The sequence below is a fragment of the Mycolicibacterium komossense genome, from assembly GCF_025822605.1.
In the GTDB taxonomy this organism is placed as follows: Bacteria; Actinomycetota; Actinomycetes; order Mycobacteriales; family Mycobacteriaceae; genus Mycobacterium; species Mycobacterium komossense.
Genome location: NZ_JACKTY010000045.1, coordinates 43,554 through 59,160 on the forward strand (window position 1 = coordinate 43,554; position 15,607 = coordinate 59,160).

The 15,607-nt window shown below is 65.1% G+C and carries 11 protein-coding genes; 6 read left to right on the forward strand and 5 right to left on the reverse strand.

The window, feature by feature from the left end; all coding sequences use genetic code 11:
* The first annotated feature begins 1 nt into the window (after nucleotide 1).
* From mgtA to H7J73_RS26885, 3 genes are all read left to right on the forward strand, one after another.
* Nucleotides 2-2,632, forward strand: coding sequence for a magnesium-translocating P-type ATPase (mgtA, locus tag H7J73_RS26875; protein ID WP_264070843.1), 2,631 nt, complete (start codon nucleotides 2-4; stop codon nucleotides 2,630-2,632).
* A gap of 118 nt (nucleotides 2,633-2,750) precedes the next feature.
* Nucleotides 2,751-3,563 (forward strand): universal stress protein, encoded by an 813-nt coding sequence (locus H7J73_RS26880; protein ID WP_264070844.1) that lies wholly within the window; start codon nucleotides 2,751-2,753, stop codon nucleotides 3,561-3,563.
* The gene (locus H7J73_RS26885) at nucleotides 3,551-4,960 is read left to right on the forward strand and encodes an MprF family protein (protein ID WP_264070845.1); all 1,410 of its coding nucleotides are present in this window, start codon (nucleotides 3,551-3,553) and stop codon (nucleotides 4,958-4,960) included. Before H7J73_RS26880 ends, H7J73_RS26885 begins: the two co-directional genes overlap by 13 nt.
* Here the strand turns inward: H7J73_RS26885 and H7J73_RS26890 are convergent.
* Both H7J73_RS26890 and H7J73_RS26895 read right to left on the reverse strand, forming a co-directional pair.
* Entirely contained in the window at nucleotides 4,955-5,962 is a 1,008-nt protein-coding gene (locus H7J73_RS26890) for a zinc-binding alcohol dehydrogenase family protein (protein WP_353962010.1), read from the reverse strand. The genes H7J73_RS26885 and H7J73_RS26890 overlap by 6 nt on opposite strands.
* Before the next feature lie 47 nt (nucleotides 5,963-6,009).
* Nucleotides 6,010-7,365 (reverse strand): acyltransferase family protein, encoded by a 1,356-nt coding sequence (locus tag H7J73_RS26895; protein WP_276031819.1) that lies wholly within the window; start codon nucleotides 7,363-7,365, stop codon nucleotides 6,010-6,012.
* Between the two features lie 337 nt (nucleotides 7,366-7,702).
* Here H7J73_RS26895 and H7J73_RS26900 point away from each other — a divergent pair, with 337 nt between their 5' ends.
* Both H7J73_RS26900 and H7J73_RS26905 read left to right on the forward strand, forming a co-directional pair.
* On the forward strand, nucleotides 7,703-8,644 hold the full coding sequence (locus tag H7J73_RS26900) for a universal stress protein (protein ID WP_264070848.1): 942 nt from the start codon (nucleotides 7,703-7,705) through the stop codon (nucleotides 8,642-8,644).
* A gap of 43 nt (nucleotides 8,645-8,687) precedes the next feature.
* Nucleotides 8,688-9,554: a universal stress protein gene (locus H7J73_RS26905; protein ID WP_264070849.1), complete on the forward strand. Its 867-nt coding sequence runs from the start codon at nucleotides 8,688-8,690 to the stop codon at nucleotides 9,552-9,554.
* A 54-nt stretch (nucleotides 9,555-9,608) separates the two neighbouring features.
* Here H7J73_RS26905 and H7J73_RS26910 read toward each other — a convergent pair whose 3' ends face one another.
* Entirely contained in the window at nucleotides 9,609-11,258 is a 1,650-nt protein-coding gene (locus H7J73_RS26910; RefSeq protein ID WP_264070881.1) for a GAF domain-containing sensor histidine kinase, read from the reverse strand.
* A 159-nt stretch (nucleotides 11,259-11,417) separates the two neighbouring features.
* Nucleotides 11,418-12,413, reverse strand: coding sequence for an Acg family FMN-binding oxidoreductase (locus H7J73_RS26915; protein ID WP_264070850.1), 996 nt, complete (start codon nucleotides 12,411-12,413; stop codon nucleotides 11,418-11,420).
* A 146-nt stretch (nucleotides 12,414-12,559) separates the two neighbouring features.
* On the opposite strand from H7J73_RS26915, the gene H7J73_RS26920 reads away from it, so the two are divergent.
* Entirely contained in the window at nucleotides 12,560-14,059 is a 1,500-nt protein-coding gene (locus H7J73_RS26920) for a bifunctional aminoglycoside phosphotransferase/ATP-binding protein (protein ID WP_264070851.1), read from the forward strand.
* Between the two features lie 110 nt (nucleotides 14,060-14,169).
* Here the strand turns inward: H7J73_RS26920 and H7J73_RS26925 are convergent, their stop codons facing one another.
* Entirely contained in the window at nucleotides 14,170-15,570 is a 1,401-nt protein-coding gene (locus tag H7J73_RS26925) for a WS/DGAT/MGAT family O-acyltransferase (RefSeq protein ID WP_264070882.1), read from the reverse strand.
* Nucleotides 15,571-15,607 lie beyond the last annotated feature (37 nt).

Below are 15,607 nucleotides of genomic sequence, written 5' to 3' on the forward strand. Positions count from 1 at the left end.
AATGGTTTCCCTGTCCGAGACCGCGCCCGATCATGCCGGGATCGAGGGTGAGGTACTGACGGCGCACTGGGTGGCGGCGGCGTCAGTGGACGAGGTGCTTGCTCGTCTGGACGTTACGGCATCGGGGCTGTCCAGCGCGGAGGCGACAGCGCGGCTGGCGACGCACGGGCCCAACGCTGTTCGCACTCACCGGGTCAGTGCATGGGCAGTCCTCGGGCGCCAGCTGCGCAGTGCCCTGCTGTTGTTGCTGGCCGTCACCGCGGTGGTGTCGTTCTTCCTGGGCGACAGTACCCAGGCCGTCATCATCGGATTGATCCTGGTGGCTAGCGTAGGACTGGGATTCGCCAACGAGTATCGCGCCGAACGTACTGCCGCTCAACTGCATTCGAGTCTGCGGCACACCGCCGTGGCCCGTCGCGACGGGCAGTTTGCCGATGTCGACGTGGCCACTCTGGTGCCTGGCGACATGGTCCGGCTCGCACTGGGCGAGGTGGTGCCCGCCGATCTGCGCCTGACCACTGTCTCAGGGTTGGAATGCGACGAGAGCATCCTCACCGGAGAATCGGCTGCTGCCGAGAAATGGTCCGAAGCCCTCACACCCGGCAATGCGCTGGCTGATTCGGCCAATCTGGCCTTCATGGGCACAATCGTCAGCGCCGGCGAAGGCTGCGGGATCGTCTATGCCACCGGCGCCGCCGCACAATTCGGCCAGATCGCGGCCGGCCTGGGAACCCGGCAACCGGAGACCGCGTTTCAGGTCGGACTGCGCCGCTTCTCGTTCCTGCTGCTGTGGGTGGCAATGATCTTGACGGCGATGATTCTGGTCACCAACCTGATGTTGGATCGCCCGGTCATCGAGTCGGTCCTGTTCGCGTTGGCCATCGCCGTCGGCATCACCCCGCAGCTACTGCCTGCCGTGGTCAGTACCAGCCTGGCCACCGGTGCCGGTCGGTTGGCCAAGCAGAAGGTTCTCGTCAAACGGCTGGTATGTATTGAAGACCTGGGTGACATCGACGTGCTCATCACCGACAAGACGGGCACCTTGACCGACGGGCACATCACCCTCGTCGAAGCGGTCGATCCTGCCGGACAGGCAGGCGATCACATCCTCGTGCTGGGGCTGTTGGCCACCGCGGTCGACCCAGCAGCGGGTGGGGGAGCGACCAACGCTCTGGACGCCGCATTGTGGGAGACCTCGCGCAGTCATGAACTCGCGTTGCCTGACCTACCGCTGGTGGCGGTGCTGCCCTTCGATCATGAGCGCCGCGCGTCCTCGGTCCTCGTCGGCGACGGCGACCAACGGCTCCTTATTGTCAAAGGCGCTCCCGAGCAGGTGATGGAGCACTGCGTCGCGGTGACCGCGGTCGCGCACGCGACCCTTTCGGCGCTCTTCGCCGAGGGTCGGCGGGTGGTGGCCGTCGCCAGCAAGGCCGCCCCCGGCTTGTCGGCCCTCACTGCCGGCGACGAGACCGGGCTGACACTCGAAGGCTTCCTGGTCTTCGCCGATGAGCCGAAAGCCGCCGCCCGGGACTCACTGCGCCAGCTCGCCGCGCTGGGGATCGAAGTGAAGATCGCAACCGGGGACAATGCTCAGGTCGCTGAAAAGGTATGCAAGGAACTGGGTTTGGACTCCAAAGGCACGATCACCGGCGCCGATTTGGAGGCACTTGACGACGCCGCCCTCGATGACACGGTGCAGAAGTGCACCATTTTCGCCCGGATATCACCGGAGCAGAAAGCGCGGCTGATCGTGTCGGCCCGCCGACGCGGACGGTCAGTGGCGTTTCTCGGGGACGGCGTCAACGATGCGCTCGCCTTGCACGCGGCCGATGTGGGGATCTCAGTGGACACCGCCGTGGATGTCGCGAAAGACGCAGCCGACGTGGTGTTGTTGGAGAAAGACCTCGGCGTGCTGGCCACCGGAGTCGCCGAGGGTCGGAGGATCTTCGCCAACACCATCAAATACGTCCTGATGGGTACCTCCAGCAATTTCGGCAACATGTTCTCTGCTGCGGCAGCCTCGGCGGTGTTGGCGTTCCTGCCGATGCTGCCGAGCCAGATCTTGCTCAACAACCTGTTGTATGACAGCTCGCAGCTGGCGATCCCGACCGACCGCGTGGACGCCGAACAACTCCACGCCCCCGCGCACTGGAACATCGCCTTCATCCGGCGCTTCATGCTGACGTTCGGGCCGATCAGTTCGCTGTTCGACTTTCTGACCTTCGGGCTGATGCTCGGTGTTCTGCACGCCGGCCCGGTTGAGTTCCGCACCGGCTGGTTCGTCGAATCCCTGGCCACCCAGACGTTGATCATCTTCGCGATCCGCACCCGCCGAATCCCGTTCTATCGCAGCCGGCCAGGCGGCATCCTCGCGGCTGCAGCAATCGCGGTAGTCATCGTCGGTGTGGGTCTGACGCTGTCGTCGATCGGACCCGTATTGGGTTTCACGACGTTGCCGTGGCTGTTCTTCGTCGCTTTGGCGCTGATGACGGTGGCCTACCTGGTGCTGGTGGAGCTGACCAAGAAGGTGTTTTACAGCGACGCCCCGGCGCTGCAGGAATTGTCGCGCCGGACCCGCGGCCGTGAACACCGGATCCACCGCAGAGCGGCAAGATTCAGTCACGCAGGGTGAGTCGTTGCCAAGGCCCTTTACGGCCAACACGGGGACTTTCGGCCCGCCCGCCGAGACGATCTCCCCCGATAGCCTCAGCTACATCCGGCAACGGACCAGACGACTGGAGCCAGCGCATATGTCTTTCCACGACTCGATGACTCCCATCGTCGTCGGCATGGACGGCTCAGACGCCGCCATGCGGGCCGCCTGCTGGGCGGTGGACGAGGCGATCAGCCGGGACGCGCCACTGCGGCTGGTCTACATCATCGAACCGGGTTCTGAAGCCGTTCGGTTGGAGATCGAGTACGCCGGGTTGGCGCTGCGGGCGGCACGTGCGGCCGTCAGAGCACTGAGCTGTCAGGTCGAGATCGACACCGACATCCGCCGTGGCGGTATCGACACGGTGCTGGCGCAAGAGTCGCGACACGCGGCGATGATCTGTATCGGGTCGGCTGACCCGGATGGTGAGGATGACGATCACCGGCCCTCGACGTCGACCGCATTGGCTCGGTCGGCGCTGTGCCCGGTGGCGGTCATCGGTGCTCCAGATCTACGAGTGGACAGGTCCAGAGGCTGTGTCGCCGTGCTCGTCAACGGTTCCCGTACAGACGATCTGATGCTGCAGGACGCGTTCGAAGAAGCTCGGCTTCGGCATTTGCCGTTGTTGACCGTGGTGGTCGGGTCCCCGGCGGTTCCGCACCGCGCCGCGAGTCCTGTTGACCAGTCCGTCGCCGAGCGATGGCATGACCACACCGATGTCCCGGTGCATTGCGTCACGGTGCATACCGATGTGGTCGCGTTCCTGGCCGACATCGCCCCCGCTGTAGCAGTGACCTTTGTGAACGGGACGGCCCCGAGTGCCGGAGGGAACCTCAGCGGTGCTGACTTGGACGCTCCTGTCGTGCACAATGCCGAGACCGGCTCGGTAGTCGCGGCATGCGCGCGCTGACGGTGCGCGCGCCGGCCGCGCGTATCAAAAGGCGTGTGATGGAGGCTGACTCGCACACCACACGACGTGGTGGAGCACTGGCGGCAGTGGCACTGTTCGCGTGGCTGGTCATGCTCACGGAGCGCGATGAGGTTCGCCCTGACTGGCAATCAGGGAGTCGGTTGGCTTGGTCGATGGCCATCTTGGTCGCCGTCGTCTTCATCGCCCGAGGCATCTTCCTCGGCCGGCCGGTCACCGCTGCCCACGCGGCCGCGGCCGGCGCTGTGCTCGTCGTCGGTATCACCGCACACCTGTTGTCGTTGAATGCGTTAGGCGATAGCGTCATCGCCGCCAGCGGCCTGGTTCTGATGTGGCCGACCACTGCTGTGCCAGAGCCTGAGATGTTGCCCCGGATCGGGGCGCTGGTCAGCGCCACGCACGGTGACCCGCTGGCGCCGTTTGCGATGCAGTCACATAAGAGCAGCTACTTCAGCGCCGACGGTAAGTCGATGCTCGCGTACCGGACCCGTATCGGCTTCGCAGTGGTCAGTGGTGATCCGATCGGCGATGCTGCTCAGTTCCGCCGACTGGTCAACGATTTCGCCGGGATGTGCCAGAACCGCGGATGGCGCATTATTGTCCTGGGGTGTAGCCAACGCCGGCTTCCGCTGTGGACTGAGCAAGCGGGTATCGCAGAACACCTGCGGGCCATACCATTCGGGCGTGACGTCGTCATCGACGTAAGGCGCTTCGACATGGCGGGGCGGACATTCCGCAATCTCCGACAAGCGGTGCACCGAACCCGCAACGCCGGCGTCACCACCGAAGTCATCGCTGAGCAGGACCTCGACTCCACCACGGTGGCGGAGCTGACCGAGGTGATGGATTCGTCGCACTCTGGGGTGCGCACCGAGCGCGGTTTCTCGATGATCCTCGACGGTGCCCTGGAAGGCCGATATCCCGGCGTGTTGCTGATGATCGGGCGGGATCGACTCGGTGTCGTGCAGTCCGCTCAACGGTACGTGCTGGCCGGCGGTGGCAGCGATGTGTCACTCGATGTGCCGTGGCGGCGACCGGGTGCACCGAACGGCATCGATGAGCGACTCAGCGTCGACATGATCGAATGGTCCAAAGCACACGGGGCGCGGCGGCTATCGCTGGCGTTCGCGGCCTTCCCGGAGATCTTCGATGACCGGCGACGCACCGGTGTGCAGCACCTGTTCTACGTGTTGATCCACCTGGGTGACCGACTCATTCGGTTGGAATCGCTGTACCGGTACCTGGACAAATACCATTCGCTGTCTCAGCGGCGGTACGTCCTGCTGTCGCCGCGGCACCTGCTGCCGGCCCTGTTCGTTCTGCTGACACTGGAGTTCATGCCACACCGGCGCAGAGCGCCGGGAGCGGCGCGCTCATAGGGCGTCGTTGCACAGGACCGCCGCCCCGTCGAAACGACCCGCTTCCAGATCGTTCAGTGCCTGTTGCCCGCTTGCCAGGGGGTACCGGTGGGTGGTGACCTTGAGTGTGTGCTCAGCGGCGAACCTCAGGAACGCCTCGCCGTCGGCGCGGGTATTGGCTGTCACGCTACGGATTTCGCGTTCGTAGAACAGGTCGAGCTGGTAGTTGAGGACGGGTACGTCACTGAGGTGGATGCCGGCGATCGACAGAATTCCGCCGCGATCCAGCGCGCGCATGACGACCGGGACCAGGTCGCCGACCGGCGCGAATAGGATTGCACTGTCCAGTGGTTCTGGTGGCGTGCCGTAGGCGTCCGTAGCTGATGCGGCACCGAGTTCCAGGGCCAGCTGTTGGGCTTGCTCACCCCGGGTCATGACGTGCACGGTTGCGCCCTGCGCAAGGGCGATCTGGGCTGTCAGATGCGCGCTGCCGCCGAAGCCGTAGATGCCGAGCCGCCCGCCCTGGGGGAGCTGGGCACGCTGTAGTGCGCGGTAGCCGATGATGCCCGCGCACAACAGCGGCGCGACCGCGACGTCATCGTAGTTGTCCGGCAGGTGATAGGCGAAAGCAGCTGGTGCCGTCGTGTATTCGGCGTATCCGCCGTCGCTGTCCCATCCGGTATAGCGAGATTGCGGACAGAGGTTCTCCGCGCCGCGCACACAATAGCGGCACGTCCCGCAGGTGTGGCGCAGCCAGGCGACGCCGACGCGGTCTCCGATTGCGTAACCGGACACGCCGGCCCCCAGGCCGACGACAGTCGCGACGATCTCGTGGCCCGGCGTGACCCGCGGGTGGTGCACCGGAAGATCACCCTCACTGACATGCAGATCGGTGCGACACACCCCGCAGGTGCGGACCCTGAGCAACAGTTCCGCCGGGGCAGGTTGCGGCACCGGCCTGCGCACGTAGCTCAGCGGGCTGGTGTCGATGGGGCCGGGTGTGCGCACCACCCACGCGTTCATCGTTGCCGGAATGGACGTCAAGCGATCGTCGCCGTGGTCGAGCTGGGTCATAACAGCGGCCTTTCAATAGGAAGCGGTGGTATCGACCGGGTGCCCATCTCTGTGGCGGGGGCGCCGCTCATCGGGTGAATGCTGAGCAGCGCTATGCCTGCGATGTAGGCCAGAAGGCTCCCGAAGGGCACATGGCCGCTCGGAGCGAAACCGTGGCCGGCGAAGCGCCACAGGGCACCGGCCGCCAGTGCTGTCCCGGTGACGAGCAGTGGCATCACCCACCGCGGCCGAAGGTGCACGTCAAGGGTGGGAGTGGGTCGAGCGAACGCCGACCTCGCGGCCCACAACACACCCAGCTCGGCGGCGGTCACGGCCGTCAGGATGGCCACCCAGGCCAGCCGCCACCACCACCAGGAGGCCGAACCGAGATCAGGTTGAGGCAGTAGCCCACCGCAGTATCCGGCCAGCGCTACGAGGACGACGGGCACCATATGCCACAGATACAACGCCAGCACGTTGATGTTGGCCACAGCCACCAAGCGTTGCCACCGACCCCGTCGCAGAACGCGCGAGACCGCGGGTGCCAGCGCAAGGAGCAGCCCGGCCTGGACACCGGCGAAGGCGAGCAACGCGACCGTGGGAGGCGAGGTGTTCTGTATCGGCTGACCCGGTACACCGATCATGGCGACCGGGTACAGCCCGGCCCCGATGATCGTCGCCAGCACCAAACCTGCCGACCCGGCGAGCAGTAGGGGACGATGCCCGCGTAACTGCCCGCGCCGCCAGGCGACGCCGAGCTGATAGATGGCGCCCCAGCACACCGCATAGTTCACCCAACCCAATGCCGCGACATGCCCGCCAATGCTGATCGCGTCGACCAACGTCACCGTGACCGCCATGGCAGCTGGTACTTTCAGCCCCCATCGCTGCTGGGCTGCCACCGCGACAGGAGTCAGCGAAACTGCTGCCAGGTAGACCGGGATGAACCACAGATGCAGCGCCAGCACCCACATCGGCATCGCCAACGCCGTTGTGTCAATGCCGATCCAACCCGCGACGGCGAGGGCAGTCAGTATCGTCGCCACGTACGCGGTGGTCGGCCCGAGAATCCCGGTCACGCGGTGCCGAAGCCAGTCCTGTGGCGCGGCGCCGATACTGTCGCGCCAGTGTGTCCACGACGCCGCGTTCGCATACCCGCCTACCACAAAGAAGACCGGTACCACCTGGAACGCCCAGGTCAACCACTGCGTCCATGGCATCGCTACCAGCACGTCGTCATAGCCGAACCGGCCGTCACGGAAGGTCACCGCGGCCAGCAGCCAGTGGCCGAGCACCACGGCGACCACAGCCAGTACCCGGTAGAGATCGGCGGCCGGTTCACGCAGCGTAGGCTGCGCTGACACGTCAGGCATGCCGGTGTTCACCACGCTCGGACTCCTGCCAGAGGATCATGCGCACTGGGCTCACCCGACGAATCGGTGTCATCGTCTGCTCCGAATCCGGCGGGCTGTGCCACTGCGATGGTGGTCGGTTCGACGATATGGGGTGTCGCCCTCTCGCCGATGCGGCCATCGGCCCCCGATCTCGGGGTCCAAAGACCCCACGCCGCGATAAGGGACTTTCGGCCGGACACCAGGGCCGTCCGGCCGTAGAAACCTACTGGGTGACGCAGGCACGATCATGAAATAACCACATGGACAACGACTTTGAATGCGTGGCGGATCTCAAACACTGAAGAAGGACACAGCAATGGGCGACACAGGATCGATCGTGGTCGGTGTGGACGGCAGCAATCACACTGTGGCCGCCGCGCGGTGGGCCGCAGCGGTCGCCGCGCGCTCCGGCGACACCTTGCATCTCGTGCATGTCATGAGCTCCGTCGACCAGGCCTTGATGACGATCATCACACCGGAGCGGGAAGATGCCGGATCGGCGCCGCGCGAGCTGGGGCATGAAGTGCTCGACCGCACCGCCGACGCAGTGCGCGCCGACTTTCCTGAGCTGTCGATCGTCCGCACACTGAGCCAACGGCCCATCGAAGACCTGTTGACCGAGCTGAGTCGGCAGGCTCGCCTGGTGGTCCTGGCGTGCGCAGACGTGTCACCGCTGGGTGCGCTGGTCGTCGGATCCACCACCGTCACGGTGGCCAGGCACTCCCATTGCCCGGTGGTGGCTTGGCGTGGCGACGCGTCGGCGCCGAACCCGGCCCCCATCGTCGTGGGTATCGATGAAACGCGCGAGCCGCACGCCTGCCTGATGACTGCGCTCGGGCTGGCGGATCAGCTGGGCGTACCCCTCATCGTCGTGCACGCGCTGTCACCGCGCCGCGCGCCGGGCGATATCAACATTCCCATCCTCGTCGACTATGAGGAACTCGAACATGAAGCGCTGCAGCGCCTGTCGTCCGCGGTCGCACCGGTCGCCGGGCACTGGCCTCGGGTCGACGTGCGCTGCGCGGTAGGGACTGGCAACGCCAGCAGGGTGATCCTGGATCATGCCGACGGCGCGCAGTTCGTCGTGGTCGGCAACCGTGGACGCGGTAGCCTTGCCAGCGCCATATTGGGGTCGACCGGTTTGAGCCTGCTGCATCACTCCTCGGTCCCGGTCATCGTGTGCCCGACGCCCGCCGCGTCCGACGAAGCACACTCGGTGCAGGGCGTTTCCCCCAATACCACCGCCGCGCGGCAGTAACCGCCCGTGATGCCCGACGCATCACCAAGGATTGGACATTCTCATGCCGCACACAAAGCGGGCCAGGCCCATCATCGTCGGTGTCGATGGCTCCAAAGAGGCTATCGCTGCGGCAATCTGGGCTATCGATGAGGCCCTCGACCGCGATACCTCCCTGCGGCTGGTCTATGTGATCGACGCAGCTGAGACCGACCACCTGGAGGCTGACTACCGTCGGGCACGCCTGGCCTTGCACGAGGCGCGGGTCGCCGTCGAGGCGACCGGGCGGCCGGTTCAGGTCCGTTCCGCGATCGTCCGTGGTGATCCCGTCGAAATGCTGGTCGAGGCCTCGCGGGATGCACCGCTGGTGTGTCTGGGAGCCACCGGGATGCGAAACTCGGCTCCCAATGGCGACGGTGCCACGGGAGCCACCATCGCCGAGGCGGCATTCGGTCCTGTCGCCATCGTGCGGCGCGGCCACATCCCCAGCGACAAATGGGTGCTGGCGGTGCTCGACGAGTCGCCGGTATCCCAGGGGGTGCTGAGAACAGCCCTGGACGAGGCGCGGCGCCGCCAATCGCCCCTATTGGTGCTGACCTCGTGGCAGACACAGGACTTGGGACTCCGGGCTGGCGGCACCGATTTTCGTGCCGAGCTCGACCGACTTCTCGATAACTCTGACCGCAACGCCACCGATGTCCGGGTCAGCGCAGAACGGCTCTCCCCGAATTTGACCTACCTGCTCGCACAGACCGTCGACATCGACCAACTGGTGATCGTCGGAAGGAACAATCCGGAGCTGATCACAGAACTGATTGGGCCACAAGCACGTTCGCTTCTCGGACACACTGATTGCTCGGTGATGGTGTTCCGGGATGATCCGAATGCGGAATCGGAGAACAGTGCGTACACGGTGGTTCGGGCACGGTAGTTCGCCGCCGGCGTGGGCGACGCAGTCTTCCGTTCCGATGGAGCGCCGTCTTCGTCAGCGGATGGCCAACGTCGCGACCCACCGGACATGCGTGCCCCCGCCGGCTACGCCGCTGATGTCGCAGCTACCACCGACCAAGTGGGCGCGATGCTCGAAGTTGGCCAGTCCGCTGCGACGTTGGTTGGCCGGGTCGATTCCGCAGCCGTCGTCGGTGATATCGATGGTGAGTTCGTCGGCGACATCGATCTCCACCGTGAGATGTTCGGCGCCGGAATGCCGAACGGCGTTGCTGACCGCCTCGATGACGACGGCGGTGGCGTGCTCGGCGAGTTCGTCGCTGACGACGGTCAAGGGACCCGACATCCGTACCGTCGTCTTGATATCGCGGTCATCGGTGAGCTCGGCGATCCCGTTCTGAACCTGTCGGCGAAACCCGCCCGCCGCCTCCGTCCGGGACTGCAAACTGAAGATCGTCGTCCTGATCTCCTCGATGGTGGCCTGGAGGTCATCGACAGTGCGGTTGAGACGGTGGTTGATCTCGACGGACCGGGATCGGGCAATTGTGCCTTGCAGGTCCATCCCGGCGGCGAAGAGCCGCTGGATGACGTGGTCGTGCAGATCGTGCGCGATACGCTCCCGGTCGGCGATCAGCGACAGCTCTCTTGTCTGTTCCTGACTTTCGGTCAACGTGAGGGCAACCGCCGCATGATCGGCGAAGTCGCTCATCATTTCCAGATGGCTGGGGTCGAACGGTGAATCGCTCTCGTTCCTGGCGACGGCGAGCACGCCCAGAACCGATTGTCGGGCGCGCAGCGGGATCACGATCGCATGCCGCCGGCCGACGTCGCTGAACGACTGAATCGGGTGCTGGAACGATTCGGTGATCAGCGGCACGCCGGAGCGGAACACCCCGCCGGTCGTGGAGCCCTCCACTGGCACCTCCTGCCCCAGCAGCCGGTCGGCCAGCGGTCCCACTGCGGTGGAGATCACCAATGTCTGGACCTCGTCGGCGGGCAGCTCGGTATCGGTGGGGACCAAGACGATGGCCTGATCCGCGTCGGTCAGTTCACGAACGCGTTCGGCGATCATCTGCATCGGATTGGCTCCCCGGTGGTGCTCAGACACCAACGCGGTGGTGATGGCCCGGCTCGCCTCCATCCACTTGGCCGTTGCGCGCATCCGGTCGAACAGTCGGGCGTTGTCGATGGCGACAGCCGCAGCGGACGCCAACGCCCGGGCAACATTCTCGTCGGATTCGCTGAACGTCGACCGTGTCTTCGGCTCGCTGAGATACAGGCTGCCGAAAAGATTGTGGCGGATCGTGATCGGCACCCCCAGGAAGGTGCGCATGGGCGGGTGGTGTTCTGGAAAACCGACGGCGGCCGGGTGCGCCGCCAGGTCGTCGAGGCGCAACGGCTCGGGGTTGTCGAGCAGCACCCCGAGGACACCCTTTCCCACCGGGAGGTGACCGATTCGATCCGCGGTGGCCTTATCGATGCCAGAATGCAGAAACGAGGCCAGTGCACCGTCGGGACCCAGCACGCCCAACGCGCCGTATCGTGCGCCGGTCAGTTCGATCGCCGCGGTCACGATGCGTCGAAGGGTGGCATCGAGGTCCAAATCTGACGCAAGCCCGACGATAACCCGAAGCAGTCGCCCCATCTGGTCGCGGGCGTGGAGCAACTCATCGAGTTGCTCGGGCATGCTGCTCACCAGCGCGGCAAACGCTGCATCACGCTCGTCGCTATCCACGCTCCCGACCCTTCGCCTCCGTTCGTGGAGACCAGGTGAGTCTAGGCCCGAACTGCCCGTTATCGCCAGTGACCAGGGAATATCGCCTGTCGGGCGGCTTCGCCCGACAGCTCACCGCCTGGAGTGCGCCGGTCGCCAGGTGAGCACCTCATCGAGCGGTCGCCGAGGTGTGGGCGGCGGAGCGGTGTCGGTCGCCGGGACGACGCCGACCCTGATCACCACCTGGGGCAGGGCGCGTCCGGTCAGCTCGCGCAGGATGTCGCAGCTGGCCTCGAGCTCGGTCATATGAGTCAGGGGACACGTCGCAAGCCCCGCCATCGTCGCTTCCAGCAGGGTCATCGATAGCGCTTGGCCACACGCGAGGATGTCGCGGCGGGTGTCGTCCAGTGCTGACAGCACCAAGACCTTGGAGGTGTCTTCTGCTACCTGTGATCGTCTTTCGCGATGATGGGTCACGGGAAAGTTGCGGCCGATATCGACCCGGTCGCTTTCGGCTGCGGAGATCAGCGAGCTCTGCGGTATGCCGTCAGAGGAACCGAACGGTCCTGTCCACCAAGATAATTCGGAGTGATAGGAGGAGTCGTAGAGTCTCAACGACTCCGTCAGCTGCGATGCTTCCGCCAACCGTGGACGAGCGTTGACCGGCAGGACATCCAGCTGCGCGAGGTCGTCGCCGACGCCGTGGCGCAGGAGCACTTCGACAGCATCCCAGCCGGACGGTGCTTCGAAAGGCAGCCGATCGGTGCGGCGCGCCATGATCGCCTCGGCCCGCAGGCGGTGGGCGTCGGTGACGAACGACATCGGCGAGAAATCGACCGACGCCAGGTGGGTGTGGTCGTTCGGGTTGGGGTAGTAGTCGACGTGCGACGCCCAACCGGTCGCGGCCATGGCCACGGTGAGGTGGTCGAGGACCGCACCGCAACTGAGGAGTGCTTGCCGGCCGGACGAATCAGTGTCGACCAGACGGTCGCGATCGAGGAAGAGCTGCAGTGAGTCCGCGTCGTCGACGAATCGCCACGGCTGGCTGTTGTGAATCGACGGCGCCCGGCACGCGCGGTGCACTGCTTCGGCGACAACATCGTGTGACACCACTGTTCTGGACGTCATAGCTCCTCCTTGTGTGCTCTCCACTATCAGGTCCGTCTGGAATTCATCACCAGGGTCTTTGGGCCCAGATGGTGCAGGACCTCTGGCGCCCGTGAAGGGCCTCAGGACGCTAGCTGTGAGGCGCCTGCGCAGGCAACGATCAGCACATGAACTCAGCACCGGTGGCGGGCGCGCCGCCTGACGCCGCTGAGTGCGGGGTCTTGGCGGCTCCCGAAATCTGCGAAACCCACACCGGCATAGTAGTTTTGATCGGCAATCGGGCCTACAAAGCGAAGAAATCCGTCGTGACCGATTTCCTCGACTTTCGTTCGGTCCAGGCCCGGGAAGAGGCCTGTGAGCGTGAAGTCCGGCTCAACAACAGGCTGGCCGCCGGTAGTTATCTGGGCGTCGCACATCTCACCGGTCTGGTCGGTGGCGAGTCGGAACCTGTGGTCGTGATGCGGCGCTACCCAGATGAGATCCGACTGGCGTCGATGGTGCGGCGCGGTGAAGCCGTGCAACAGCACCTCTCGGCGATCGCCGAGAGGCTTGCCCGCTTCCATGCGGAGGCGACCCGATCTCGTCAGATCGACATGTGCGCCAGAATCCCGGCGACCAGGCAGCGCTGGCAGGAGAACCTCGACGTGCTGCGCCAGCACGTCGCCGGCGTCTTGGACGCCGCGGCGGTCTCCGAGACACAGCGCTTGGCACTGCAGTTCATCAAGGCTCGGGCGGTGCTGTTCGAACGCCGCATTGCCGAGCGGCGAATCATCGACGGACACGGCGACCTGATTGCCGACGATATCTTCTGTCTTCCAGATGGACCCGTCCTGCTGGACTGCCTGGAGTTCGATGATCGCCTGCGCTACGTCGACAGCCTGGACGACGCCTGCTTCCTAGCAATGGATCTGGAGTTCCTTGGGCGCCCTGATCTCGGCGAGTTCCTCATCGAGGAGTATCGACGACTGGTCGGTGACCCGGCGCCACCAGCCTTAGCCCACTTCTTCATCGCCTACCGCGCCGTCGTGCGCGCCAAGGTCGACTGCATCAGGACAGTTCAGGGTGATGCCGAGGCTGCAACGGATGCGCGTCGGCACCTCGAATTGGCGCGCAAACACCTTCGCGCGGGAACCATTCGGCTGATTCTGGTGGGTGGAGGTCCCGGCAGCGGCAAGACCACCCTGGCGCGGGGCCTGGGGGAATACTTGTCCGCGCAGGTGATCTCCAGTGACGACGTTCGCCGTGAGATGCAAGAGGCAGGCGAAATCGACGGTGCGCCCGGCGAGTACAACACCGGTCTCTATCGCAACGACAAGATCGACGCTGTCTATGCGGCGATGCTGCGCAGAGCCCGTCCACTGCTCGCCGGAGGACAATCGGTGGTCTTGGACGGGACGTGGCGCGACTCCCGGCAGCGTGTCAAAGCCAGGGAACTCGCGCGCGAAGAGAGCTGTCCGACAGTGGAATTAGCATGCGCGGTGCCGCTGGATGTCGCGGTGGCGCGCATCGCGCAACGCCTTTCCGGCACCTCCGACGCCACCCCGGAGATCGCCGCGGCCATGGCCGATGAGCACCACACGTGGGCAGAAGCCCATCTCATCGACACCAGCGGCCCCTTCGTGGAATCGCTGGCAGATGCGCAGGAAATGTGCTGTCTCGCCACCTAAACCCCGCACATCGGCTTCGGCGACACCGGCGCCGAGTCTGACCGCGTCGTCTGACCCGCGTTGCATCCATCGGGGTCGACCAGCGTGAAGGTCCCGCACCAACACTGCGATCAGGATGACAGCAGCAGTAGCCGACCCCGCACTCGCCGGGATTCTTTGCAGGCACGCGTAATCGTGACCAGGTGATCGATACCGTCCTCGATCCCGCGGGCGATCTCGTCGGCACCCACCGAGCCATCGAAATCACCGATGACCCCGAAGGTGAGTTGATCTCCGTAGCTGGTGATGGCGATGCCCAGGCGCAGGTGAATCGCGATCGGTGGGATAGGCAGCAGCGAGAGGACCGGGCGCCCCATGACCATCACCTGGTGTCTGGGTCCCGGCACATTGGTGGCCACCGTGACGACACCTCTTTGCGGCAACTTGGCCAGCAGCCGAATCAGCCATGCCGTCAACGGGAAAGGAATCAGGTTCGTCGCGAGTATCGCGGCGCTGCCGGCCTGGGACTGCCCGCTCAGCTTCGACGTCGTCAACCGACGATGCACACAGCGCAATCGCTGTAGCGGGTCGGTTTGTTCGACAGGGAGAAGAGGAAGCATCACCGACACCCTGTTATCCGGTGTGTGCACGTCCTCGGGAGCTCGTACCGAGACCGGTACCAGCGTCCGGAGTGAGTCACGCCGGATCGGACGATCGCGGCGCAGCATCGCTTCGCGGAAACTATCGGTGATTGCAGCCAGTGCAACGTCATTGATCGTGACATCGAATCGGTGGCAGATCGACTTGACATCGGCCAGTGACACGGTGGCTGCGCTGAACCGGCGCAGGTCGGTGAGCGGACCCGTGAACTCCTGCGCTGCTGTGGAGAGGATCCCAGCGGCGATCTCGGTGGCGCCCAGGGCCGCCCGCCGCACCGTTCGGACGGTGTCGAACGACGTATTCCACACGCCACTGAGCCAATTCAGCGCGCCGCGGTCGAGGTGCCGACGATCGACATCTCGACCATCGTCTGCGCCATCGGGGAATTCCGTGTTGGTAGCGTTACCGTCACACAGTGCTGCCAGCATCGCGCCGGCAGCCATTCCGTCGGCCATGCTGTGATGGATCTTCAGAAGCAGTGCCCAACGGTCGCCGCTGAGCCCATCGATGAGCCAGCATTCCCACAGTGGTCTGGCGCGGTCGAGACGACGCTCCATCAGCTCGGCCACCAACCGGAACAATGCAGCATCGTCACCCGGCGCTGTTACTGCAACACGACGGGCGTGGCGGTGAATATCAAATCGGTCGTCGTCAACCCATTCGGGAGCGGTGAGATCCCACGGCTGACACTTCAGCACCTGTGTCCACCGTGGAATACTCTGGGTCCGTTGAGCAATCGTCGACAGGAATGCCGCTGAAGCAGGTGGCGGACCTTCGATCACTGCGACCGCACCGATCGCCAGGCTGGCATGCTGATCGGCATCTTCGGCCTCGAGGAATCCGGCGTCAAGAGCGGAGAGACGTTGATTCATGGTGGCTCCGATATCCGTGGTCTGGTCGACGCGGGCA

Coding starts and splice junctions, on each gene's coding strand:
- mgtA (WP_264070843.1), top strand. CDS start 2: ATGGTTTCCCTGTCCGAGACCGCGCCCGATCATGCCGGGATCGAGGGT.
- H7J73_RS26880 (WP_264070844.1), top strand. CDS start 2,751: ATGTCTTTCCACGACTCGATGACTCCCATCGTCGTCGGCATGGACGGC.
- H7J73_RS26885 (WP_264070845.1), top strand. CDS start 3,551: ATGCGCGCGCTGACGGTGCGCGCGCCGGCCGCGCGTATCAAAAGGCGT.
- H7J73_RS26890 (WP_353962010.1), bottom strand. CDS start 5,962: ATGAACGCGTGGGTGGTGCGCACACCCGGCCCCATCGACACCAGCCCG.
- H7J73_RS26895 (WP_276031819.1), bottom strand. CDS start 7,365: ATGCCTGACGTGTCAGCGCAGCCTACGCTGCGTGAACCGGCCGCCGAT.
- H7J73_RS26900 (WP_264070848.1), top strand. CDS start 7,703: ATGGGCGACACAGGATCGATCGTGGTCGGTGTGGACGGCAGCAATCAC.
- H7J73_RS26905 (WP_264070849.1), top strand. CDS start 8,688: ATGCCGCACACAAAGCGGGCCAGGCCCATCATCGTCGGTGTCGATGGC.
- H7J73_RS26910 (WP_264070881.1), bottom strand. CDS start 11,258: ATGCCCGAGCAACTCGATGAGTTGCTCCACGCCCGCGACCAGATGGGG.
- H7J73_RS26915 (WP_264070850.1), bottom strand. CDS start 12,413: ATGACGTCCAGAACAGTGGTGTCACACGATGTTGTCGCCGAAGCAGTG.
- H7J73_RS26920 (WP_264070851.1), top strand. CDS start 12,560: ATGAACTCAGCACCGGTGGCGGGCGCGCCGCCTGACGCCGCTGAGTGC.
- H7J73_RS26925 (WP_264070882.1), bottom strand. CDS start 15,570: ATGAATCAACGTCTCTCCGCTCTTGACGCCGGATTCCTCGAGGCCGAA.